Origin of the sequence: Leeuwenhoekiella sp. A16, assembly GCF_047946675.1 — a bacterium.
Lineage (GTDB): Bacteria > Bacteroidota > Bacteroidia > Flavobacteriales > Flavobacteriaceae > Leeuwenhoekiella.
The window spans coordinates 4,240,188-4,266,399 of record NZ_CP172313.1; the positions used below are offsets into that span (position 1 = coordinate 4,240,188).

A 26,212-nucleotide genomic window follows, 5' to 3' on the forward strand; every position below is an offset into this window, starting at 1 on the left:
TGCAATTAATCAATAAAATATGTGCTTGAGCGTTAAATCTATTCAGTTGGTCTAATCGTATAATTTATGACGCTGCGATGCCTTATTATTGCTTGATTTTCTTATTCAAATTAAGAAAGACACCATTTTAAACTCCTCTAATTAATTAATTAAAAAATAAATGGAAAGAATATTGGAATACGGCAAAATCAATATTTTACGTCTTGTACAACGCGGGCAGTATATGGGCCTTATTCACAGCCCCGAAGAAACAGAATACCCCGAATTCATCCATTCACTCTGGACCTCCTTTTTAAGCAATCATGAACTGGGCGAAGAAGCACAACGTTTAGACTTTATGCTGGGCAGGGGCGATTCTATACAATTGCTTAGCGACGCTTTAGAAGACTCAAGTTTACTTGAATTTAAAATTTATTAAATCTCCCGGTCTTTTCTGGGCAAGCGTATTTATCGCCATTTCGGTTAGTTGTAAAACACGCGGGTAACCACCGGTCACCTGGCAATCGCGCATTAAAACAATGAGTTTTCCTGCAGGGGTAAGCTGTACCGTTCCCGGCACAACAGGCCCTGTGATTATACCCTGCATGTTATTGGGCAGCTTTTCATCAAGCTGAATTGCCATACGATTACCTGTTTTTGAAACCGTAAATGTGTCTAATAAAAAACGTTGTTTTATAGTTTCGGGGATTTGCTTCCACTCCGGTCCTGTGAAAACTTCAATTCCCGGTTTAAAAATTCCGCTTTCGCGAAAGCTTACTCTGGCACTTTTCTGGTTTTTGTATTCCTGAGCTTGCACAGACAAATGATCGCCCTTTTTAAGCCTTACCGTATCTGTGATACCGTCATACATACTGCGACTTTCAAGTTTAACATCACTTAAAAATCCGTCTTTGATAGCGAGATAACTTCTAAAGCCGTTTACTATACTTTTAAATCGCAAAACAGAACCTTTTGCCGCGAAGTAGGCTTTGTCATTTTCAATAGCCACGTCGTTCAATTCTGTTAAAAATTTAGCTCCGCTTAAAGCGAAATAACAGGTCGCGTGAAATTTTAAAACAGGTCCTGTCATGGTGATTTCTAAAACGGCAGCGTCTTGTTTATTATTAAGCAACAGATTTGCTTTCTTTGCCGAAAATGAATCCATCACTCCACTTTGAGGAACACCAAATTTAGCATAACCAAATCGTCCTAAATCCTGAATAGTTGAGTAAAAACCCGGTGATAAAACCTCGATAAAATCGCTCATTTTATTTCCGATTTTAAGGTGTATTTGCCCGATTTTACAAGCTCTGAAATTTCATCATATTCTTCCTTTTCTACCTCGTAAAATTTAATGAGATCTCCTGCAGAAAAAGGACTTGGGTTTTCAGCATTGGGATCAAAAAAATTCAAGGGACAATTACCTATAATTTGCCACCCGCCAGGACTTGATTTTGGGTAAATCCCTGTTTGATTTTCAGCGATGCCAACAGCCCCTTTTTCTATCTTTAAACGAGGTTCATTTTTACGCGGTACAGAAAGCTTTTTATGCATGCCTCCCAGATATAAAAACCCGGGCAGAAACCCCATGAAATAAAGTATGTATTCTGGGGCGGTATGCAGGTCTATTATTTCCCTTTTTGATAGTTTATTCTGTTCACTCAAAAAGTCAATATCTAAAGCAAAATGTGCATCATAACAAACCGGAATGTTGTAAAGTCGGGATTTAGCTTCTTCATTCTTTATTGTACTAAAATTAGTCGATTTTAGTACAATAAAATCATCATAGACAACGTTTATACCAAAATCGTAAATAATTAATAACGAGTTGTATGTATTAATTACCTCAACTTTTGATTTAATCAATTTATTCTCTATAAATCTTCGTACTTCAAGCAACCAATATAAGTTTTCTTCTGAGAAATTCCACGACCATTGTAATAAAATAGACCGCTCTCCCAGCATAGATATTTGAGGCTGCTCTTTCATTTTCTACTTGATTTGCACACCATGATGAGGAAGTTTTTTATACAAGAATTTAACCATTTCTACAGCCGCAGGCGTATCACCATGCACACAAATAGTATCAGTTTTTGTGTGAATTATTTTGCCTGAAACAGACCTTATTTCATTATGCAAAATCATACTCAAAACATGATCTAATACCTCCTCCTTTTTCTTTAATAAAGCCATTTCTTTTTTACGAGAAACCAGTGTATGATCAGCTTCATAATTACGATCTGCAAAACCTTCAAAATGCACTTTGATCTTATTTTTTGCAAGCTCACTTATGACAGATTTATAAGGAGCATAAAGTGGAATATTTGGGTAAAATTCTAAAAGAATATCGAGCACTATTTTACCGTATTTCTCATCCACATTACACAAATTATAAAGAGCCCCGTGTGGCTTAATGTGATGCATTTTTAAGCCCTGCTTTTTACATTCATTTTGCACCAGCGATATTTGATCATACAGGCTGTTTTTTAGCTCTTTTTCACCGATTTTCATTTCCTCTCTGCCAAAGTTTTCGCGGTCAGGAAATGACGGATGAGCACCTATTTTCACGTTATTTTCTTTCGCCAGAGCGATAACATTTTTAATTGTTTCTTCATCGCCGGCATGACCGCCACAGGCAATATTGCACGAACTTATAAACGGCATTAGATCTGCCTCATTGCCTATGCCCTCGCCCAGATCACAATTGATATCTATATATTTTTGTGTTGCTTTCATTTCCATTGTTAGATCAACTCAAAGACTTTAAAAATACTTTTACAACCCAAAATGATCGTTATTACCAGAATTATAAGACTTAAAATATTTTTAGTTGTAGTATTCTTATAACTCCCCAGAATTGAGGAGCGGTTAGCAAGCCAGATAAGGAGAGCTGCTATAATGGGCAATAGCAATCCGTTAGCTATTTGGGCAAATTTGATGATCTGTATGGGTTGTACACCAAATGTTGAGAACACAATGCCCAGACCTAATATAAGCATCCATGCAGTTCTAAATTTAGTGCTTTTTAAACCTCCTTTAAAACCCAGACAACCCTGAGCCACATAAGCTGCAGCCAATGGCGCTGTGATCGCCGATGTAATCCCGGCCGCAAAAAGACCAATCGCAATGAAGTATTGCGCAGCCTCACCGTATAGCGGCTCGAGACTTTGTGCAAGATCTGCGGCTCCTGTAACTTGTGATGATTTAATTGCACTGGCTGCTATTATTATGCACATTGATACAAGACCACCCAAAACTACTGCGATATAAGTATCTTTTCTGGCGAGCGAAAGATCTTTTGCACCATTCCACTTTTGATTTACCAAAGAAGCATGTAAAAAGAGATTATAAGGTACTACCGTTGTCCCCACAAGTGCCACAACAGTAAGAATACTTTCCCCGGGAAGAGAAGGAACAAAACTGTTTTTCAATATGGCTATAAAGTCCGGCTTTGTTAGTATTGCTGTAATTACAAATGACAGGCTCATTATAATTACCAAACCCAGTAGAACACGTTCTAATACTTTGTAATTACTTATCCAAAGCAAAGCAAAGGCTATACCGCCTAAAATAATGCTTAAAATATTTAGTTTAAAGCTCCCCATGTCTAAGATTCCCTGCCATCCTAAAGCCTGAATTCCTAAAACTCCGCCGCTTATATTACCTGCTTCGTAAGCTGCATTCCCCACAACAATTGCTGCGAGAACCAGAGCCAGCATAAGTTTTCGCAAAAGCGGTTGTTTTAATTCATCCCGCAGAACCTGAGATAGTCCTTTTCCCGTAACTAAACCTATACGAGCTGCGGTTTCTTGTAATACAGCGGTGGCAAGAATAGAAAGTGTCATTGCCCATAAAAGTGCATAGCCAAACTGTACTCCTGCAAGTGTGCAAACTGTAACTGTACCGGGACCTATGAAAGCTGCGGCTACTAAAGCGCCGGGACCTATATTTTTAAAGGGGTTACGCATAAATGTGCTAATGGTTTAAATATAAATGAAAATCGGGCCAGAATGAAGGAAAAACGGCTTATTCGTATAAAAAAAGGCTTGTCGCAATGACAAGCCTTTTAATGAATTAACAACTTAAAATATATACTAATTACATTTTCACGTCAGATAATTTAACCTCATTTCCTTCTTTATCAAGAAGTTTAACCTCATCAAAGCCCATATCTTTAAACTGCTGAAACTGTGTAGCTGCATCACCTACAACAAGGTAAGCCATTTTAGACTCATCAAGATATTTGTTTGCTAATGCTTTGTGCTGCTCTAGTGTCATTGCGCCTACAGTAGATTCTTCATTTTCTATATACTTAGGATCAAGGTCATAAGCACTCATCTCCTGAAGCATTCCTAATAAAGAACCTTGTGTCTCAAAACGTCTGGCATTTGACTTGATCATTGCATTTTTAGTAAAATCAAGATCTTCCTGCGAGATTCCGTCTTTATATTTTGCGATCTCATCTTTGAATATTTTTACAGATTCTCCTGTGGTATTTGTTCTTACACTTGAAGAAGCCGTAAAAGTTCCCGGGATCGTAGAACCGCTAAAGCCAGAACGCGCACCATATGTATATCCTTTCTCTTCTCTTAGAATAAGATTTACATTACCAGAGAATGAACCACCTAGTTTGTAATTCATAACTTCTGCAGGGAAAAAGTCTGCATCTGTGCGAGGCAAGGCTACATAACCAATATTTATAACAGATTGTTTAGCATTAGGCACATCAACAAAATATAATGAAGCTCTATCACGATCATTACTTACTTCGTATGTTGGGATCTCAACATCTTTTGCTGGCCAGTTTTCTTCTAGTCCGTCAAGAGCAGCAAGGGCTTCTTCCTCGTTTATGTCTCCCACAACATGGAATCTACTCACAGATGGAGAGAAATTTTTCTCATAGAAATTCTTTAAATCATCAATTGTTATCGCTTCAACAGATTCTACAGTTCCTGATGTAGGGTAAGCAAAAGGATGATTTTCACCATAAAGTACTTTATTATAAACACGATCTGCTATTGCATTAGGATTTGCATCAGCACGTTGTATACCGTTAATGGTGCTGGTCTTAATACGAGCAAACTCCTCTTCATCCCAACGTGGTTGTAAAAGGATTTCCTGAACCAGAGCCATTGTTTTGTCAAAGTTTCGCTTAAGCGTATTACCGCGTATTACGATAGACTCATCTGTAGTGTACATATTGATATTTGCTCCTAAAAGATCTATTTCTTCTTCAAGCTCTTCAGGAGTTTTGTTAGCCGTACCTTCCATCATGATATCTGTCATCAGGTTAGCAACGCCATTTTTAGAAAGATCATCAAGCAGGTGACCACCTTCTATTACAAGGCTAAAGTTTACAAGCGGTAACTCAGTTTGCTCGATACCGTAAACTTCCATTTTGTCATCTAGCTCAGCCTTCCATGAATCTGGTATTTTAAGTTTAGGCGTGTCTCCTATTGCCGGTGGCGTATCGCGATCAAAAGTGGTAGGAGATTTTTCATAATCATTTTCTGCATCTGCAATTTCCGTTTGCACATTTTCTGTGATCGCCTCTTCTACAACCTGAGCTTCTTCAGAATTATCTACTATTAATTCTTTTTGACCTTTAGGTACAAAACTGGTCATCACATAAGGCTTGTCTTTAATGTACTTCTCGTACACACGCATTACATCTTCTTTTGTAACTGCCTTAATATTATTGATATCTTCTGTAATAAAACCTGGGTTGTCGGTAAATACATCGTACTGTGCTAATTGGAATGATTTACCCAAAACACTGCTTATTCCGTTATAAAAATCGGTTTCAAGACCTGCTTTTATGCGCTCAATATCACGATCTTTTACACCTTCTTTTTCAAAAAGAGCAAAAGCATCATTAATACCGCTTGCAACGCTATCAAGATCAACACCAGAGTTTGCTGTTACAATAATGCGGAAGTTTCCTGCAATTTGCTCAGCGTTATTAAACGCACGCGGATTTGAAGCCAGTTCTTTCTCCTTTACGAGTACTTTATACAGAGGTGCTTTTTTACCTTCAGAAAGTATTTCACTTAAGAAGTTAAGAGCATAAGCATCATCTGTATACTGCTCAACTGTGGGCCAAACCATATTTAATTGTGGCGCTGTAGCGAAATTATCTTCGTAATACAGTTTTTTGCTGGCATCAAGGGTTACGTTTTGAACCGCTAATGGTTCTACCTCGCCATGCTTTTTAATCGGGCCAAAATACTTCTCAACAAGTTCTTTTGTTTTAGCCTCATCAAAATTACCGGCAATTACCAGAGTCGCATTATTAGGACCGTAGAATTTGTCGTAAAACTCCTTCACATCATCAATAGTTGCGCTCTTAAGATCTTCAAGTTCGCCTATTACCTGCCAGCTATATGGATGCCCATCAGGATATAAATTCTTATCTAGCACCCAGCTTGTATGCCCGTACGGATTATTGTCTACACGCTGGCGTTTTTCATTTTGTACAACCTCCTGTTGATTTGCGAAAGCAGATTCTGTTAGGGTATTAATAAGAAAACCCATTCTGTCTGACTCTAACCAAAGGATTGTCTCAAGCGCATTGTTTGGGACAACTTCATAATAAATGGTACCATCTGTCCAGGTACCACCGTTAAGAGTACCACCCGCATCCTGCACTTTTTTAAAGAATTGATCTTGTGGTACATGTTCAGATTCCTGAAACAGAACATGTTCAAATAAATGCGCAAAACCAGTTCTGCCTTTTTTCTCACGGTTTGAGCCCACACCGTACTGTATTGCTACAGAAACGATAGGGTCTGAGTCGTCCTGATGAAGAACAACATTAAGACCATTTTCCAGTTCATACTTGTCGTAGTCGATTGATAAATTTGCGTCTGCCTCATCCTTATCCCCTATTTTGTCGTCACAGGATACAAATGCTACAAACAAAAACGATAACATAATTGCTACCGGTCTAAAACGAATGTTTGTCATTTTATATAATTTTAATTAAAAACTAGCTAAATATAAATAAAGTTCTGTAGTAATTGTTAGGAATATGTTAATGAAGTACATATTTATTACTCAGCTAAATATGAAAGCTAATTATTGAAAAATTATAAAAGCGAGCTCTTTTAATTGAAGAATTGATAAGATTGAACAAACTATATGGCGTTTGCTCTCTTGTTTGATAAGAATGAAAAAGTAGGCTGATTGTGAAAGAAATCTCGGTGGAAACCCGCGATTTCTTGTATAAAAAACCTGATATTATGCTATTCTTCGCTGGTTTCGTAAAACTTCTTCTGCATTCTTGACTGCAAACTTTTAGGTATTGCCCTCCTAATAAAAGTCATTACCTTATTAGAGGCTCCGGGAATATATATGCGCTCCCCACTCATTAATGCTTTATAGGCACCTGCGGTAATTTCTTCCGGTGCTTGCATAAGTATCTCTTTATGTTGCACAACATTTGTTTCCTGCATATCTGCTCTTGAGAAAAAATTGGTATCTGTAGGGCCGGGACATAAACAGGTAATGGTTACAGCACTTCCCATATCTTCTAGCTCTGTGGCTAAAGCTTCAGAAAAAGATACTACAAAAGCCTTACTGGCGTGATAAACTGCAAGCAATGGGCCAGGTTGAAACCCTGCTATAGATCCCAATTGTAAAATCTTACCATCATTTCTAGCGACCATTTCTTTTAAAAACAGTTTAGTAAGATGCGTGAGCGTAATAATATTTAAATGAATTATCTCAGCATCTTTTTCTGCCGGAATATCTACAAAATTGCCTCTTTGTCCTATTCCCGCGTCATTTACCAGAACATTTACAATTAAATTAAGTGATTTAATCTCATCATAAAGTTCTTGTGCAGCCGCATCACGGGCTAAATCCTTTTCAACAGCTATAACTACTATACTGTATTTATCTTTAATTGCTGCAGCTAGCATTTCCAGATTTTCCCTATTTCTCGCCACCAGAATAAGATTATAATTATGTGAAGCAAATTCATGTGCAAGAGCTTTGCCTATACCACTGGATGCCCCGGTAATAAGGGCGGTTAAATTAGGATCTTTCATAGCAATTTTTTTTAGCAGGTTTAATTCTTAATTTAAGATACTTACTCTTTGATAATGAACATAATAAAATTTCTTAAATTAAAATAAGAATTTACCCCAGCCAACCATCGCGATCTAGACTGCGGTATTGTATCGCTTCACTTATATGATGACCTTGTATAGTTTCAGCAGCTTCAAGATCTGCTATCGTACGTGAAACCTTTAAAATACGGTCGTAAGCCCTTGCGGAAAGATTTAGTCTTTCCATCGCATTTTTTAAAAGATTCTTTGACGGTTCATCAAGCGCGCAATGTTTCCTGATCTGTTTTACGCTCATCTGGGCGTTGTAATGAATATGATCACTTTCGCGGAAGCGTTCTGTTTGCAGCTGTCTGGCACGGTTCACCCTTTCGCGTATGCTAACACTGCTTTCTGCCCGGCGCTCATCAGACAATTTATCAAAAGGCACAGGAGTTACTTCTATATGAATATCGATCCTGTCTAATAAAGGTCCGGAAACTTTGCTTAAATAGCGCTGCATTTCTGCCGGCGAACTTACAACCGGAGCATCGGGATCATTAAAATAGCCTCCCGGGCTGGGGTTCATACTCGCTACAAGCATAAAACTACTGGGATAGGTAACTGTAAAACGTGCCCGAGAAATGGTGACTTCGCGATCTTCAAGCGGTTGGCGCATTACCTCAAGCACCGTGCGTTTAAATTCTGGTAACTCGTCAAGAAACAAAACACCATTATGAGCCAGCGAAATTTCTCCCGGCTGCGGGTAGGCCCCGCCTCCAACTAATGCAACGTCTGAAATAGTGTGGTGTGGACTACGAAATGGCCGTTGTGCCATCAAGCCTACATGCTCGCGCATTCTCCCGGAAACACTGTGAATTTTTGTAGTCTCTAACGCTTCGCGTAAAGTCATAGGTGGTAAAATGGACGGTAAACGCTTCGCTAGCATTGTTTTTCCTGCTCCCGGTGGACCAATTAAAATAATATTGTGACCACCGGCTGCGGCAATTTCCATGCAGCGTTTGATTGATTCTTGTCCTTTCACATCTGCAAAGTCGAATTCAGGATGCTCAAGATTGTTGTAGAATTCCGTTCGGGTATCTACAGTTGTACGCTCAAGCGGTTCGTCTTTATCAAAATATGAAATGACCTGCGATATATTTTCTATCCCAAAAACTTCAAGATCTTTTACGATCGCTGCTTCTTTAGCGTTTTGCAGTGGAAGTATAAATTTTTTAAAACCTTCATCTTTCGCTTTAATAGCAATAGGCAGCGCTCCTTTAATAGGTTGCAGGCTTCCGTCAAGAGATAACTCGCCCATGATAATGTAATCGTTAAGATCATCTGCTTTTATTTGTCCGCTCGCCACAAGAATTCCCACCGCCAGCGTAAGATCATAAGCAGAACCTTCTTTACGCATATCTGCGGGTGCCATATTAAGTGTGATCTTTTTACCCGGAATTTTGAAACCGTTGTTCTGCAGAGCAGCGGCTATGCGGTAGTTGCTTTCTTTAATAGCATTATCTGGTAAACCTACAAGATGATAACCTATCCCTTTGTCAATATTAACCTCTACTGTAATGGTCGTTGCTTCAACGCCAAATACCGCAGAGCCATAAACTTTTGTGAGCATATAAGTGTTTGTCTCTCAAAGAAAAGAAATCTTATATGTAATCAAAAATTATTTACAATGATATTTAGGCAGGCTCTTTATTATTTAAATAAATTTTTAAAATAAATGCTTTGTAGACGCAACCTTTTCTGTCGATAAACATCTACTAATAAATTAACCCAAATTATTCAAATTATTGAAGAATGAGCTAACTATCCTTCGTCCCCTAAATGGCATTCTTCCTTTAAAATCAACTAACATGGGAACATTTTACAACAAAGAATCAAAAGGCTTAACCTCTATTTCCCTCATAATTATCTTTGTAGCTATAGTCGTTATCAAACTAGTTGTTAGTCTTACATAGCACAAAGAAACAGGTTTTTACTTTTTATTGCACCCGAAATATAAAAGACTGCAGCGGGTGAACATCTACACGCATTTTACCAAGGCCACTTTCAACTTTAAGTTCGCCATTTATTTTGCCATACAAAAGATCTGAAACGGAATATAAACCGTCTTTCAATTTCCATTGCTCTATGATATAATCGGGGATTTCCAGATCAAAGCCAAACGTATCATTGGCATCAAAATTTGAAACTATGATGAGTTTTTCATCTTCATTCCAGCGTACAAACGAGTAAACCTTATCGTTATACCATTCTGTATTGTAGCGATTATGTGCATGAATATCGGCATATTTACCCTCAAAAGCAGGATTTTTAAGGCTAATATTGAGCAGGCGTTTGTAAAAATCGCGTAATTCTTTTTCGTCATCAGATAATTGACCACCGTCAAAATTACCATCGTTCATCCATCGCTGATGGTGAGGAACGCCTATATAATCAAAAATAGATGTGCGCGTTGGGCTACCAAAACCAGCATGCTCTGCTCCCGGCTCACCTACTTCCTGACCAAAGTAAATCATAGTAGGCGATGTGCTTATAGTTGCAGAAACTACCATCGCCGGCATTGCCTTGCGCGCGTCGCCTGCAAAATCAGGACTTGCAATACGCTGCTCATCATGATTTTCAAGAAAGTGTAACATATTATGCTCAATATCTTCCTGCTGTTGAACGATAGATGCAATATAATCTGTACTGCCGTGACCTTGCATGATATGCTTTATGGTATCATACAATTCTACTTTATCGTATAAATAATCCATCTTCCCGCGATTTATGTAGTCTCGGTACATCTGCGGATTATAAACTTCAGCCAAAAGAAAAGCATCAGGATTTTTCATTTTTATGGAAGAATTCATGTAGCTCCAGAATTCTACCGGCACCATTTCTGCCATGTCATATCTAAAACCATCTACTCCTTTTGCCGTCCAGTATAAAGCGATGTCTCGAAATTTCTCCCAGGAATCTGGTACATTTTTATCTTTCCAAAACTCAAAATGTGCGGCGTAATCCTTCTCTGCATAATCACCGGGAAGGAGATCAAAATCGTAGCTTCCGTCGGGTTTTACACCATAATTTATTTTTACGGTCTCATACCAGTCATTAAAATCGGGTTGTGCTTTACTCGAACCATTACCTGTCCATTTTGCCGGATTTTCATCGAACTTTTGGTCTATTTCAGATCGATTTTCACCCCCTAAAGGCCGATAATTATGTTGCCATTGCGGAACCTGAAAAGCTTCTCCCGGGATGTAATAGAAATTATTATCTCTGGCATATTCTACAGAAGTGTCATCATTTGCTCCAAAATCTGAAACACCTTCGGGATTATTCTTTCCTTCATATTTTCTGGCAACATGATTTGGCACAATATCAATAATAAGTTTGAGTCCGTTTTTATGTGTACGCTCAATTAATGCCTGAAACTCTTCCATTCTTTTTTCAGGATCTACAGCAAGATCAGGATCTACGCTATAATAATCTTTAACCGCATATGGCGAGCCGGCGCGACCTTTTACCACGTCTGGATCATCATTAGAAATACCATATTTAGTATAATCTGTAATCACTGCATGGTGAGGAACACCAGTATACCAGATGTAAGTTACACCCAGATCTTTAATTTCCTGAAGTGCCTTATCTGTAAAGTCATTGAACTTCCCTACGCCATTTTTTTCAATCGTACCCCAAGGTTTATTGGTTATATTCTTATTACCAAAAAGTCTGGTAAAAACATGATAAACAACTTCCTTTTTGTGTGGTTTTTCGGTTTGCATTGGGCTAATTTTTTGAGGTTCCTCGCTGTTCTTACAGCTAAGGAGTGTCATTACAACCAGTAAAGTAACAATAAGTTTTTTCATTATTGAAAGTGCATTTAGAGCAGATCAACTATTAGGAAGACAATTTTGCTTATTACCGCAAAAATTATCTTTTAAAGTTCTAATATAAAAGGCGTTTTTGCCGGTATTTTGAGCGTTTTTTGCCATGAAACTACCGTTTTTGTCAATATCTCATTTCCTGTTGTACGGCCTTTTAAATTTTCAGAGAAACGGGTCATATCTATAGTTTGATCTTCAGTATTGTTATTTAAAATGACCATGACGGTTTTACTTTCGTTATAACGAAAATAAACATACACATTATTTTCGGGTATGTATTGGGTTAGCTTTCCCGTATGAATCACGGGGCTGTTCTTGCGCCAGTTAAAAAGCATTTTTGTAAAATCATAATAAGCTGCCTGTTCATCTGTCCTGCTTTCTGCCTTAAAAGCGTTTTGCTTATCAGCTTCCCAGCCTCCCGGAAAATCCTGACATATATCGCCGTCACCATTAGCTTTATCGCCCTGCATACCTATCTCGCTACCATAGTAAATTTGAGGTATACCTCGTGTTGTAGCAATTAAAGTCGTTGCTAATTTATAGTTATTAAAGTCTCCTTTAAGTTGTGTATTAATACGCTGTGTATCGTGATTTTCGGTAAAAACAAGCAAATTATCGGTCGCAGGATATAGAAAATCGTTTACAAAATTCTCGTAGGCTTTCATCATTCCGCCGTCCCATGAAGCTTGTTCGTCAAACATCACGCTAATTGCGTCGTGCAGTGTGAAATCCATAACGCTGGGTAAATGGCTGTTATAACTCTGAATTTGACCAATTTTACTATTTTTTTGCCAATACGAAATTTGCGCCTGATCATGCAACCAGACCTCGCCTACAATATTAAAATGGGGATATTCCTGCATAATTGCCTGCGTCCATTTTGCAATACCTTCTTTGTCATTGTAAGAATACGTGTCAACGCGTAAGCCATCAAGACCCGCATATTCTATCCACCAGATAGCATTTTGGATCAAATAATTTAAAACCAAAGGATTGCTCTGATCAAGATCTGGCATAGAGGGTACAAACCAACCTTCTTCACAATATTTCTTATCTATAGCAGAAGTATGAGGATCATATTGGGTTGTCATTCTATAGTTAGAATTAGCATAACCGGGAAACTGATGAATCCAGTCATAGGTGGGTAGATCTTTTATCATCCAGTGTTCTGCACCCCAATGATTGGTCACATAATCCATTACCAGTTTCATATCCCTTTGATGCAGCTTATCTGCAAGATTCTTGTAATCTTCATTCGTACCATAACGTGGGTCTATCTTATACACATCGCTTTGTGCATAACCGTGATATGAATATCCTGGGTCGTTATCTTCGCAGAGCGGAGTACTCCACACGGTTGTCACTCCCAGATCCTGAAGATAACCAAGATGATCTGTAATACCTTTTATATCGCCACCGTGTCGCCCGCCTTTGTTATTTCTATCTGCTTTTTCTGATAAATCTTTATTTGAGTCGTTATTTTTATCTCCATTTGCAAAGCGGTCTGGCATCAACAAATAAATGAGATCACTGCTATTAAAGCCTTCACGCCGGGCAGAACCAGCATCTCTTTCTTTAATGATATAGGTTTTAAAAAAAGCTGTTTTACCTTTTTTCTGAAAGGAGAATTGATAATCTCCCGGCTTTAAATCCTGAGTAGAAATTGTGGCGAAAACATAATTAGGATTTTCTGTCTTTAGAACATTAAGAATAGTAATCTCTGGAGAAGTTTCTATTGTATACTCACTTATATTATCGCCGTAAAACATGATCTGCAATTGCTTTAACTGCATCCCGGCCCACCAGTTAGGCGGCTCTGTTTTTTTGACTTGGGAAAAAGATATAAACGAAATTAGTAATGTAATGGCAAGGATAGTTTTTTTCATACACAGCATATTTCACCTCAATACAAGGTGGTTTATAAAAGTTTGTGAAATGAAAAAAGTCGGGGTAAATATAGTTACATTTTCTTTATATGGAAGATTCCCGCTCAATTAAGGTGGTTTTAATCACGCGAGTGCTAAAACTTTCTTCCTCCTTTTCAGACTGTAATCTTTTAATTAGCATACGTGCAGCCACGCGACCCATCTCGTCACCATGCTGACTTACCGTGCTTATACCCGGTGTTGCATGTTGCAGCAAGCGACCATCAGAGAAGCCCACGATTGCAATATCTTTTGGTATTTGTTTACCTATACTTTTAATCTCCTTCATTACCGTTACGGCAAACAACTCGTTAACCGTAAAAACAGCATCTACTTCTTGTGAATCTAGAAGCTTTCTTATAGGTTCCTGGCAAGATTCTACTTCTTCTATGCGAACGACCAGATCAGGATTAAAATCCATACCATGATCTAAAAGTGCTTTAAAATAACCATGCGTACGCAAATGCCCTACACTTATATAATCTACAGTTGTGATGAGTGCAATTTTCTTGCGCCCTTTTTCTATTAGATGACTTACTGCATTATATGCACCCCGCGCATCATCTATGATCACCTTATCGCACAAGACCTGATCTGTGATACGGTCAAACATAACTAAAGGCATACCTTGGTTTTCAACCTCAATGAGGTGATTAAAATCGCTTTTAAGTTGAGTTTCTTTAGAAAGTGAAATTATAAAACCGTCTACAGCGCCACCGGTTGCGAGAGTTTCAATATTGACAACCTCCTTTCTAAAAGATTCATTAGAAAGACAGACGAGCACATTATACCCGTTTTTATTTGCTATCTCTTCCACACCATGAATTACTGAAGCAAAGAAATCATTGACGATTTCCGGGATAATTAGAGCGATATTCTTGGTCATGCGATTTTTGAGACTTATCGCAATATTATTAGGCTTATAATTGTAAAGTTTCGCGAAAGCTTTAACTTTCTCACGGGTATCATCACCTATCTCGGGACTATCTTTTAAAGACTTTGAAACTGTAGAAACTGAAACGTCGAGCTCTTTAGCAATATCCTTAAGGGTGATTTTCTTCTTCATAATGGTCGACAATTTACAATAAATCAAAAGTACGACCAGATCGAGGTTTCAAACGTTATCATAAACCATGCCTTTACAAAAACTTGTCAACACGAAACCGTTATAGTAACGCCCATTGTGCAACTCGCTTCTATAATTAACACGCAGTTTATATACATTTAGCCTCAAATGAAAAAAGTCACAATTATTTAAATCTAGACAATTCAACAATTATTTATGAAAATGCTAATTAAAGGAACATTTTTCCTGTGTATTTTGATGCCTTTTTTATCAATTGCGCAAAATACAGTTACAGGAAAAGTGGTCGATGCAACATTGCAACAACCTATACCGGGAGTGAATGTCATAGTAGCAAATACTACTAATGGTACCACTACAGATTTTGACGGAAACTACAGTCTCACGGTAAATGCAGGAGAACAATTGATTTTCTCTTATTTAGGTTTTAAATCTCAAACGATTTCGTTTACAGGTCAGTCCGTTATTAATGTTACTCTTGAAGAAAACACAGCCGAGCTTGATGCAGTGGTTGTTGTAGGTTATGGTTCTGTACGAAAAGAAGACCTTACAGGAAGCGTAAATCTTGTAACATCAAAAGATTTTAATAAAGGCCCTGTAGTGTCACCACAACAATTGATACAAGGTAAAATTGCCGGTGTATCTATCGTGAGTGGTAGTGGTGCTCCCGGTGAGGGCGCGAATGTTCTCGTAAGAGGTATTGGTTCTCTTAACCTGAACTCAAACCCCTTATTTGTAGTAGACGGTGTACCCCTTAATGATGGCGGTGTAGGTGGTACTAGAAACCCGCTTAATCTTATCAACCCTAATGATATTGAAGCCATGACTGTGCTTAAAGATGCATCTGCTACTTCTATTTATGGTGCGAGAGCGGCTAACGGTGTTGTTCTTATCACAACCAAAAAAGGAAAATCTGGAGAATTTAAATTCAATTACAGAGGAGTAACATCTGTTTACAATCCTATCAATACAGTTGATGTTCTAACAGCTCGTGAGTTTAGAGGAGTAGTAAATGCAAGCGGTAATGAAGATTACATTAGTCTTTTAGGTGATCAAAATACAAACTGGCAGGATAAAATATATACTTCGGCCTTTGGCAGTGATCATTCATTAAGCGCTACAGGAGCAGTATTAGGAGTACCATTACGTACTTCGTTAGGTTATACAGATCAAAGCGGAGTATTAAAAGGTGATAACATTGAGAGAATAACAGGAGCGGTAAATCTTACTCCTAAACTTCTTGATGATCATCTTAAAATTGAGCTTAACGCTCGTGTGGCTCATACTGAAAACAAATTTGCAAATCGTGACGCTATTGGTGCAGCTACCTCTTTTGATCCTACCCAGCCGGTTTACGATGTAAATTCACCTTTTTATGCATATACAGATGCAAATGGGAATGACGTGGGTTACTACACCTGGCTTAATGCAGCAGGAACAAGACAACTTAGTCTTGCTCCTACTAACCCACTTGCTCTTCTTGATCTTGTACATGATAAAGCGACAGTAAAACGTTTTGTAGGAAATGTAAAAGTAGACTATGAGTTACCTTGGGTTAATGGTTTAACAGCTACAGTTAACGGTGGTTATGATGTTTCAGACAGTGAAGGTTCTAAAGTTACAGATAACAATATTCCAACTGCAGAGACAGGTTTTGATGGTGCAAGAGATCTATATACTCAGAATGCTAAAAATTATCTTTTTGACGCGTATTTAAATTACAAAAGAGAATTTGGAATTCACAGTATAGACGCAACAGCGGGATATTCATACCAGCGATTTGAGTTTGACAACTTTTCAAGTAATTATAAGCGCATCGTAGACGCAGAAGGTGGTCTTAATGAAGATGCGTCTATTGACCAGAGATTTATAGACAAATCTCAAAATGTGCTTTTATCTTATTTTGGAAGAGTAAACTACAATTATGATGGCAGATATTTAGTTACAGCAACCCTGCGAGCAGATGCTTCTTCTAAACTGAATCCTAACGACAGATGGGGATATTTTCCTTCTGCTGCATTAGCCTGGAATATTCATAATGAAGATTTCATGACAGATGGATTCTTTAATGAATTGAAAATAAGAGTTGGTTATGGAGAAGTAGGTAACGTAAATGGTTTAGGAGATTACAACTTCTTAACGCGTTACGTATCAAGTACAACAACTGCTCAATATCAATTAGGAAATTCATTTTACCAGACATACAGACCAGAACCCATAAATGAGAATCTTAAATGGGAAATAGGTAATACCTTAAACCTTGGTGTAGATTATAGCATTCTTGATGGTCGCATTTCGGGTTCTGTTAACGGGTATATCAAAAAAACCAAAGATCTTATTTCAAGTACAATTGTAGATCCATTTACAAATTTTGGAAATACAATAAGTGCAAACATAGGTGATATGGAAAATAAAGGGCTCGAATTTGAACTGAATTTAGCCCCCATTAAAACCGAAGATTTTGAGTGGAACATCAATTACAATATTTCGTATAACGAGAACAAGATCACACGTCTTCCAGATGCTCAGGATGTAGGTGGGATTTCTGGTGGTGTAGGTAATACTGTGCAACGCCATCAGGTGGGAGCAGCCCCGTTCACATTTTTAGTTTACAAACAGATCTATAATGAAGCAGGTAAACCTATAGAGGGAGCCTATGCAGATCTTAATGATGATGGTCAAATAAATTCTAGTGACCGCTATTTATATAAGAATCCGTATGCTGATGTGCTCATGGGATTAAGTACAAACCTGAGGTACAAAAGCTTTGATCTCTCTGTGGTATCAAGAGCAAGTCTGGGTAATTATTCTTATAATAACATAGCCAGTTCTACATCGCTTAATACTGTATTCCAAAATGACGGAGTAATAAATAATATACATTCAGATTATTTAAATACAGGATTCAGACAGTTTACAGAAACTAACCTGTTAAGTGATTACTTTATAGAAAATGCTTCCTTCTTCAGATTAGATAATATAACCTTAGGTTACACTTTTCAGGAAGGTTTTGCAGGCCAACCAATGCGTTTTTATGCAGCAGCAAATAACGTATTTGTCATTACAAACTACAGTGGCCTGGACCCTGAGATTACCGGAGGTATTGATAATAACTTTTATCCAAGACCTCGCGTATTTGTATTGGGTGTAGACCTCAATTTTTAAAAAAACAATAATGAAAAAGCTTAATTATTTATTTATCGGTCTGCTCCTGCAAATAGTATTTACAGGCTGTGAGCAAGATTTAGATCAAACTCCTATAGATCCTGACCTTTTTACTGAGGTAGATGTTTATCAAAACAAGACTGAAGCTAAAGGCGCTTTAGCAAAAGTGTATGCCAGTCTTGCACTTACCGGTCAACAGGGCCCATCAGGACAAGCAGATATTCAGGGTGTAGATGAGGGTTTCTCACAGTTCTCACGTATGCTTTACAATTTGAATGAGTTAACTACAGATCATTGCGTGGTAAGCTGGGGAGATCCCGGGTTGCCTAATTTACATGAAATGACATGGGGATCTGGCAACGATTTTACTACAGCGATGTACTATCGTCTGGCTCAAGTGGTATCATTTAGTAATTCTTTTATTGCTAATGCCACAGACTTGCCACAGGACACAGAAGTAGATTCATACATATCAGAAGCTCGCTTTATAAGAGCATACGCTTACTACAATTTGATGGATCTTTTTGCAAATGTACCTTTGGTAACAGAGATCACAACAGATCTGCCTGTACAAAATACACGACAGGAAGTTTTCAATTTTGTAGAAAGTGAACTTTTAGAAATACAGGATCATCTTTTACCCAGTCAGGGTAATGAGTATGGTCGCGTAGATCAGGTAGCAGCCTGGGCCATGCTTTCCAGATTATATTTAAATGCCGGTGTATATACAGGGCAAGACAGATATGCAGAATCTCTTCAATATTCTGAGAAGGTTTTACAAAGCTCGTACATAATAAATACAGTTGACGGTAATGGAAATGGTTCAGCTTATGATGAATTATTCCTTGCAGATAACAATTCAAACGGGGCTCAAAACGAATTTATTTTTGTTCTCAATTTTGACGGAATTAAATCTCAAACTTATGGAGGTACAACTTTTCTGGTACATGCTCCCATAGGTGGTGATATGGACCCGGTTGAGTATGGTGTTAATGGCGGCTGGGCTGGTTACAGATGTACTAAAGCCCTGGTAGAAAAATTTGACTATGCAGCTACTGCACAGGATGATGATGGTCATCCTACAGCATGGAGCGATCAAAGAGCTCAGTTTTTTACTGAAGGACAAAATTATGAGATCAACACTATTGCTAATACATTTTCTGATGGTTATGCAATGGGTAAATTTAAAAATGTAGACGTTGACGGAGTTCAGGGAAGTGATGCTTCCGGTAATTTTGCAGACACAGACCTACCGCTTATACGATTGGCAGAGGTCTATCTTAACTATGCAGAAGCTGTTGTAAAAGGCGGCGGTGGTGATGTAGCAACAGCTACTGGCCTTGTTAATCAATTAAGAAACAGAGCTGGAGCAACTACCATTAATCAATCTAATCTTACTGCACAGTTTGTACTTGATGAGCGCTCAAGAGAACTACATTGGGAAGGCTTAAGACGTACAGATTTAATACGCTATAATCAATTTGTAACAAGTTCTTATTTATGGCCTTTTAAAGGTGGTGCCTCAAATGGTAAAGCTGTGGCAGACTATCGCAATGTGTTTCCTCTACCAGACAATATTTTACTTATAAATACAAATCTGACTCAAAATCCAGGCTACTAAAATTTATATATTATGAAAACAATACTAAATAAACTTCCTCTTTTCATTCTGTTTACTATTCTCGCCGCAGGTTTTATGAGTTGTGAGAAAGAAGACTACCTTGTTTTTACGGCACAAGCGCCTGTAGATTCTGTAAATTTTACTAATTCTTTTTCAGATGAATATTTACTGTCAAGTACCGTATCTGGCAATACTGCAGAACGATTTGTGTGGAATGAACCCGATTTTGGAGCTCCTACGATAATAAATTATGAGGTTGAAGGGTCTGTTACACCAGAATTTGAAACTATCGATTATAGTTCGGGAACATTGACTGAAAATAATATAGCCATTAAAGTAAGTACATTAATGGGTCTTGCTACTTTATTAGAATTAGATACAGATCCTACAACAACTAATGATGCTGGTGAACCTAATAATATGGGTGTTGTCTATTTTAGAGTAAAAGCTTTTGTAGGCACGCCTGAAGCTACTAATGGTGAGAGTTCATTATCTGACGCTGTTTCTTTAAATATTTCTTTAGTAGAAGATGAGTTAACCGGTGGTTCTGGCATTAGTATTTCTAACTGGGGAATCATTGGCTCTGCAGCAAATGACTGGGGTAATGCTGGTCCTGATCTGCCTTTCTACACAACAAATGAAGAAAATGTATTTGTAGCTTATGCTAATTTAAAGGATGGCGAAATTAAGTTTAGAGAAAATAACGATTGGGCTGTAAATTATGGTGACACCGGCGCTGATGGAACTTTAGATGATACAGGTGATAATATTGTAGTTACCGCTGGCGATTATAAAATCACTCTCAATTTTAACGATAATACCTACACTTTAGAAAATTATTCATGGGGTATTGTAGGCTCTGCATTCAATGATTGGGGAAATGATGGTCCCGATGCCAGACTATACTATGATTATACTACTAATACATTTAAAGGTGGTGTAAAATTGATGGAGGGCGAAATGAAGTTCAGACTAAATAATGACTGGGGTCTTAATTACGGTGACACTGGCGTAGATGGTACTCTTGATAACGGCGGTGATAATATAATCACAACACCCGGTTATAACGCTATAACCTTAGATCTGGCTAATAACAGTTATACAATAGAACCGGCAGAACTATATGGCATTGTTGGGTCTGGGTATAACGACTGGGGAAATGCAGGTCCTGATTTTCTTTTCACAGAAATACATGAAAGCATCTGGATGGCTCAAAACGTGACGCTGCTTGATGGTGCTGTAAAGTTTAGAATTAACGAAGATTGGGCTGTAAATTATGGTGATACTGGTGCAAACAATGTTCTTGACGCTAATGGTGATGACATAATCACAACTGCTGGTACATTTGATATCATGCTCGATTTTACAGATGCAGCAGCTCCCACTTATTCTATGATTGCCAAATAATTTATAGAACAGCTTACTTTATATTAAAATAGGAAAGGAGCTGTAGAAATACAGCTCCTTTTTGGTTAAATAAAGAATATGAAAAAAACATTACTTTTTACTGTGCTATTCCTGTGTTCGCTTTTCGCGAAAGCACAACAACAAACGGTGACCTATGAGATCACACCATCCTCATTTAATGAAGGTGATGAGATTACCATATCTTTTTCAGGTAATAGTATAAATGAATCAACATGGGGTATTACAAACCATACACTATACTTGTGGGCGTGGTCATTTAATCTTAAAGATGAAAATATTCAGGATTGTCCTTCTAATGGATCATGGACAAGTTCTAACGAATTAAACAAGCTAACTTATAACAGCACGATGGATTCTTACAGCATTTCAATTGTTCCTAAGGAGTTCTTTAATCGTGAGGACATTGGGAAAATAGGCTTTCTTATTAAAGCCAAAGATGGTACGGGAGATAAAAAATCGCAGGATATTACAAAAGAAGTAGGCACATTTCAGGTGACCCTTGATGCTCCGGTTCAAAATGAAAATATAGTTGCATCTGGCGATGTTTTCGCAGTAGCTGCCACAAGTAGCATTCCGGCAAATTTTCAACTTATAGCAAACGGAAACAGCGTCAATACGCAGAACTCCATAACTACTTACAATTATAATTACAGCATAACAGAGAATACAGATTTTCAATTAAATATTACCGAACCAGGTACCGCTAATACGGTTACTTATACTTTTAGTGCTTTCGTTAACCCAACTTCAATAGAAGAACCCGTTCCGGGCAATATGAAAGATGGTTTTAATTACGATTCTTCAAATCCTAATGAAGCGACATTTGTTTTATACGCTCCAGATAAAGAATTTGTTCATCTTATAGGTAACTTTAATAATAATGACTGGTCTATAGACAACACTTACTTATTGAAGAAAGATTCTGCAACAGATAGATTTTGGATAACGGTTGATCTAAGCCAAAATCCTGTAACTGATCTCGAGTATCAGTATGTGGTAGAATACACCATCAACATTGCAGACCCCTACTCTACATTAATACTAGATGAGTATAACGACCAATATATTGAGTCTTCTTCATACACATATATTCCTGCGTACCCCATAGGTAAAACTTCACAAGCAGTTTCATGGGTCTCTTTAACCGAAACAGAATATGACTGGCAAACCACCAGTTTTACACCACCTTATAAAGAAGACCTGGTTGTATATGAAATATTAATAAGAGATTTTGACGATGACCATAATTATCAGGATGTAATAGACAGGCTTGATTATTTGCAAGATTTAGGCATAAATACTATTGAGCTTATGCCGGTTCAGGAATTTGACGGCAACAACAGTTGGGGCTACAATCCGTCGTTTCATATGGCATTAGATAAGTTTTACGGTACGCGTAATGATTTTAAAAGGTTAATAGATTCTTGTCATGCACGCGGAATTGCCGTAATTATGGATGTTGTCTATAACCATGCAACAGGACAAAATCCATACTACAGACTTTACAATACAGATAATGGTGGTACCGCAGGAAGCCCAAGTGCAGACAGCCCCTTCTTCAATCAATCTGCAACTCATTCTTATAGTGTCTTTAATGACTTCAACCATCAATCTGCTGCAACAAAATCTTATGTAGAAAGAAGCAGTACATATTGGATAAATGAATTTAAAATTGATGGCTTTCGCTGGGACCTTACTAAAGGTTTTACTCAAAATTGCTTAGGAAGCGAAAGTTGTACCAATGCTTATAATGCAGATCGTGTGGCAGTTCTGAAAGAATATGCAGATATGCAGTGGGCGGCAGATGACGATTTCTACATTATTTTTGAACATTTAGGCAATGGGGGTAGCGCAACAGAAGAACAAGAATGGGCTTCATATCGCGCGACAGAAGGTAAGGGAATCATGTTATGGGATAAACAGACAGAAACCTATAATGAAGCCACAATGGGATATAGCAATTCTAACATTAACGGTATTTCATATAAAGAAAAGGGATTTAATACGCCTAAAGCAATGGGCTACATGGAAAGTCATGATGAAGAACGATTAATGTATAAAAATCTGGCTTTTGGGAACTCTAATTCTAACTATAATGTAAAAACTGAAAACACAGCTCTAGCCAGAATGCAGGCTGCAGGTGCTTTTTTCTTTACTGTCCCCGGTCCTAAAATGATCTGGCAGTTTGGTGAGTTAGGTTATGATGTGAGCATATTTACCTGTGAAGATGGCTCCCTTCCTACTCCTTATGGCAGCGATCAATGCAAACTGAGTATTAAGCCTGATGGTTGGGACTACTTAGATAACCCACAGCGTAAGGCAGTTTATGATACCTGGAGCAAACTAATAGCTTATAAACAAAAGGAACCCATATTTAAAACCGCAGACTTTTCTATTTCTGCTGCTGGTACTAATGGCCTAAAAACAATACATCTCACAAATGCAGAAGCTACAGGCACAGAAATTAAATATGTAACTGTAATTGGTAACTTTGGAATTGTTACGCAAAATATAAATCCGCAGTTTCAGGAAACGGGAACATGGTTTGATCTAATAGACAATTCTAATATTGAAGTAAGCAGCACCACATCTTTTATTAATCTACAGCCTGGCGAATTTAAAGTGTACGCCAATGAGCAAAGTAAATTAGATATAACCACACCTGAGTTTCCCAGTCGTGCGGCTTTAAAACTATACCCTAATCCTGCTTCTGGTTTTTTAAACCTAAATAAAGCTGTAGATCATCTGGATATATATGATCTGTCAGGCAAATTAATACATGAAGTTGACGCCGAAAAAGGAGGTAAAAACCAGTTCAATATAGACTTTCTAAAAAAGGGTCTATATCTGCTCAAAATCATAAATTCTGAAAAAATCGAGTATTTAAAACTGCTTGTCGAATAAAACACCTCAATAAATTAACATATAATTATAAAAAAAGGGAAAAACCCCCTTTTCTGATCTTCCCTATTACTATACTTTTATAACGCTGATAAACTAAAAGTTTAAAGGCTTTTAAAGTTTAGTTTTTAGGGGTAACTAAATTTTAGAGAAATTAATGATTTAGGGGTGAAAGGCATCCCGCGTGAGCGGGGTGTTTTTCTATTTTAAGAGGATCCTGATTATAGTAATAAAACTCTGAGGCAAGTTTTGCGGAATTAACCTTTTTTAGAAGAATTGAATATTAGCCATAAAAAAACCTGTGAATAAAATTCACAGGTTTTTCATTTTATGAGTCTTTTTTAATTTTTACTCGCTATATAAGCATCTACTTGTTCTTCAAGAACAGAAAGTGGTACTGCACCCTGCGTTAGAACAACTTCATGAAATTGCTTAATATCAAACTTATCACCTAATGACTTTTTCGCTTTTTCGCGAAGCTCGAGAATTTTATTCATTCCTACTTTATAAGCTGTGGCCTGCCCAGGCATTACTATATGCCGCTCTACCATTTTCACGCAATCACTTTCTGCATTGGGTGTATTCTCACGATAATAAGTGATTCCTTCCTCTCTGGTCCACTTTTTCTCATGTATACCTGTATCAACAACCAGTCTGCAAGCTCGCCACAATTCCATAGCCAGGCGACCAAAATCTGAATACGGGTCTTCATAAAATCCCATTTCTTTCGGAATATATTCACAATACAAACCCCAACCCTCAGTATAAGCCGTGAAATGACCATATTTTCTAAACTCAGGAATGTCTTTCAATTCCTGTGCGATTGCGATTTGCATATGATGCCCGGGAATACCTTCGTGATAAGCCAAAGCTTCCATTTGATATTTAGGCATTGCTTTTATGTCATATAAATTGGCGTAATAAATTCCGGGGCGTGAACCGTCTGCAGCCGGCGAATTATAAAATGCCTTACCTGCACTTTTTTCTCTAAACGGTTCTACACGCTTTACAACAATATCTGCTTCGGGTTTAACCAGAAAGAGTTCGTCAAGACGTCCTTTCATAGTATTAATGATAGATGTAGCTTTCGCCAAATACGCCGCTCTTCCTTCGGCTGAATCTTCATAATAAAATTGTGGATCGCTGCGCATAAACTCAAAGAAATCCTGCAGGCTTCCTTTAAAACCTGTTTTTTTCATGATGGCTTCCATCTCTGCGTGTATACGATCTACTTCAGAAAGTCCCAGCTGGTGAATTTCTTCAGCGGTCATATCTGTAGTAGTAACGCGTTTTAGCGCATTGTTATAATAATCTTCACCATGCGGAAATTTCCACGCGCCATCGTCAGAAGTTGCCCTTCGCGCCTGATTTTCAAGAAAACCTATCAATTCTTCGTAAGCCGGCTGCAAACTATCTTTGAGTGCACTTTTTACTTCGGTTAGCAGCTCAGATTTTTTAGCCTTGTCAATATCTAAATCGGCTATTTTTGCCTCAAAATCGGCTAAAACAGGCATTTTTTCGCTGGAATCATCAAAAGGCTGACCTTTTATAACATTCTGGCAATCTTCCAGAACTCTGTTTAAAACAAACTTAGGCGGTACGATCTGGTTGCTTTCGCGAATGGTTAACTGGTTACGCAATTCTTCAAAAAGCGGTTTTACACGCTTAATGCGCATAATATACGCTTCAGCATCTTCAAGACTGTCTATACGATGTTTGTTCATCAAAAACGTAGGCACCGTTGTATGCAACCCAAACATTTGATTTACCGGATAATTATAAAAACGGTACTCATAATCTTCAATTGCATTATCCAGATTCAGCTTGTAGATCTTATAACTCAACTGCGCAGAGCTGTCTAGAGCAACCGTATCAAAAGTCGTCGTTAGATATTCAAGACGCTCTTTATTGCGATCAAGATCTTCTGCCAATTTTTCTGACGAAATATCATCCCACTTATCGTAATTAGTTTTTCTACCCAGCGAAGTCTGAAATTGCGGCGAATCTGCTACTTCTTCTTCAAACTGCGCGTCAAGCCAAGAGTTCAGTTTTTCGCTCTGTGCGGCGATTTCCTGCTCAGAATAGTTCTTTTTTTCCTCTTCCTGGCATCCTAAAAAAGCGGTACAACAAGCAAGAAAATAGATTTTTACAGACTTCTGCATAGGCCA

At 37.9% G+C, this 26,212-nt stretch carries 16 protein-coding genes; 5 read left to right on the top strand and 11 right to left on the bottom strand.

The features are described 5' to 3' along the window. Positions 1–160 precede the first annotated feature (160 nt). Positions 161–418 carry a hypothetical protein gene (locus tag ACH3O9_RS18520; protein WP_416442952.1) on the top strand — a complete coding sequence of 86 codons (258 nt, stop codon included), beginning with the start codon at positions 161–163 and terminating at the stop codon, positions 416–418. On the opposite strand, the gene ACH3O9_RS18525 is transcribed toward ACH3O9_RS18520, so the two are convergent. The 10 genes from ACH3O9_RS18525 to ACH3O9_RS18570 all read right to left on the bottom strand — a co-directional run bounded on the left by ACH3O9_RS18525 (position 395) and on the right by ACH3O9_RS18570 (position 14,911). After that, on the bottom strand, positions 395–1,246 hold the full coding sequence (locus tag ACH3O9_RS18525) for a biotin-dependent carboxyltransferase family protein (protein WP_416442953.1): 852 nt from the start codon (positions 1,244–1,246) through the stop codon (positions 395–397). The two genes, ACH3O9_RS18520 and ACH3O9_RS18525, sit on opposite strands and share 24 nt — an antisense overlap. Continuing rightward, positions 1,243–1,968, bottom strand: coding sequence for a 5-oxoprolinase subunit PxpB (pxpB, locus tag ACH3O9_RS18530; protein ID WP_416442955.1), 726 nt, complete (start codon positions 1,966–1,968; stop codon positions 1,243–1,245). The genes ACH3O9_RS18525 and pxpB overlap by 4 nt, the downstream gene beginning before the upstream one ends. A 3-nt stretch (positions 1,969–1,971) precedes the next feature. Continuing rightward, a complete protein-coding gene (gene pxpA, locus ACH3O9_RS18535; RefSeq protein WP_416442957.1) occupies positions 1,972–2,715 on the bottom strand; it encodes a 5-oxoprolinase subunit PxpA in 744 nt (247 codons plus the stop codon). Between the two features lie 8 nt (positions 2,716–2,723). Next, on the bottom strand, positions 2,724–3,947 hold the full coding sequence (locus tag ACH3O9_RS18540) for an Nramp family divalent metal transporter (protein ID WP_416442959.1): 1,224 nt from the start codon (positions 3,945–3,947) through the stop codon (positions 2,724–2,726). Between the two features lie 130 nt (positions 3,948–4,077). Beyond that, positions 4,078–6,945 (bottom strand): M16 family metallopeptidase, encoded by a 2,868-nt coding sequence (locus ACH3O9_RS18545; protein ID WP_416442961.1) that lies wholly within the window; start codon positions 6,943–6,945, stop codon positions 4,078–4,080. Positions 6,946–7,223: 278 nt separating this feature from the next. Next, positions 7,224–8,030, bottom strand: coding sequence for an SDR family NAD(P)-dependent oxidoreductase (locus tag ACH3O9_RS18550; protein ID WP_416442963.1), 807 nt, complete (start codon positions 8,028–8,030; stop codon positions 7,224–7,226). 91 nt (positions 8,031–8,121) lie between these two features. Beyond that, a complete protein-coding gene (locus ACH3O9_RS18555; protein ID WP_416442965.1) occupies positions 8,122–9,660 on the bottom strand; it encodes a YifB family Mg chelatase-like AAA ATPase in 1,539 nt (512 codons plus the stop codon). 367 nt (positions 9,661–10,027) lie between these two features. After that, positions 10,028–11,902, bottom strand: coding sequence for an alpha-amylase family glycosyl hydrolase (locus ACH3O9_RS18560; RefSeq protein ID WP_416442967.1), 1,875 nt, complete (start codon positions 11,900–11,902; stop codon positions 10,028–10,030). 71 nt (positions 11,903–11,973) lie between these two features. Continuing rightward, entirely contained in the window at positions 11,974–13,806 is a 1,833-nt protein-coding gene (locus ACH3O9_RS18565) for a glycoside hydrolase family 13 protein (RefSeq protein WP_416442969.1), read from the bottom strand. Positions 13,807–13,891: 85 nt separating this feature from the next. After that, on the bottom strand, positions 13,892–14,911 hold the full coding sequence (locus tag ACH3O9_RS18570) for a LacI family DNA-binding transcriptional regulator (RefSeq protein WP_416442971.1): 1,020 nt from the start codon (positions 14,909–14,911) through the stop codon (positions 13,892–13,894). A 216-nt stretch (positions 14,912–15,127) separates the two neighbouring features. Between ACH3O9_RS18570 and ACH3O9_RS18575 the strand changes: the two genes are divergently transcribed. The 4 genes from ACH3O9_RS18575 to ACH3O9_RS18590 all read left to right on the top strand — a co-directional run bounded on the left by ACH3O9_RS18575 (position 15,128) and on the right by ACH3O9_RS18590 (position 24,047). Beyond that, complete coding sequence (locus tag ACH3O9_RS18575) at positions 15,128–18,094, top strand: SusC/RagA family TonB-linked outer membrane protein (RefSeq protein WP_416442973.1); 2,967 nt, start codon at positions 15,128–15,130, stop codon at positions 18,092–18,094. A gap of 10 nt (positions 18,095–18,104) precedes the next feature. After that, complete coding sequence (locus ACH3O9_RS18580; RefSeq protein WP_416442975.1) at positions 18,105–19,715, top strand: RagB/SusD family nutrient uptake outer membrane protein; 1,611 nt, start codon at positions 18,105–18,107, stop codon at positions 19,713–19,715. Between the two features lie 12 nt (positions 19,716–19,727). Then, complete coding sequence (locus ACH3O9_RS18585; protein ID WP_416442977.1) at positions 19,728–21,122, top strand: SusE domain-containing protein; 1,395 nt, start codon at positions 19,728–19,730, stop codon at positions 21,120–21,122. A 78-nt stretch (positions 21,123–21,200) separates the two neighbouring features. Further along, positions 21,201–24,047 carry an alpha-amylase family glycosyl hydrolase gene (locus tag ACH3O9_RS18590; RefSeq protein WP_416442979.1) on the top strand — a complete coding sequence of 949 codons (2,847 nt, stop codon included), beginning with the start codon at positions 21,201–21,203 and terminating at the stop codon, positions 24,045–24,047. 338 nt (positions 24,048–24,385) lie between these two features. Here ACH3O9_RS18590 and ACH3O9_RS18595 read toward each other — a convergent pair whose 3' ends face one another. Beyond that, positions 24,386–26,206 (bottom strand): DUF885 domain-containing protein, encoded by a 1,821-nt coding sequence (locus ACH3O9_RS18595; protein ID WP_416442981.1) that lies wholly within the window; start codon positions 26,204–26,206, stop codon positions 24,386–24,388. Positions 26,207–26,212 lie beyond the last annotated feature (6 nt).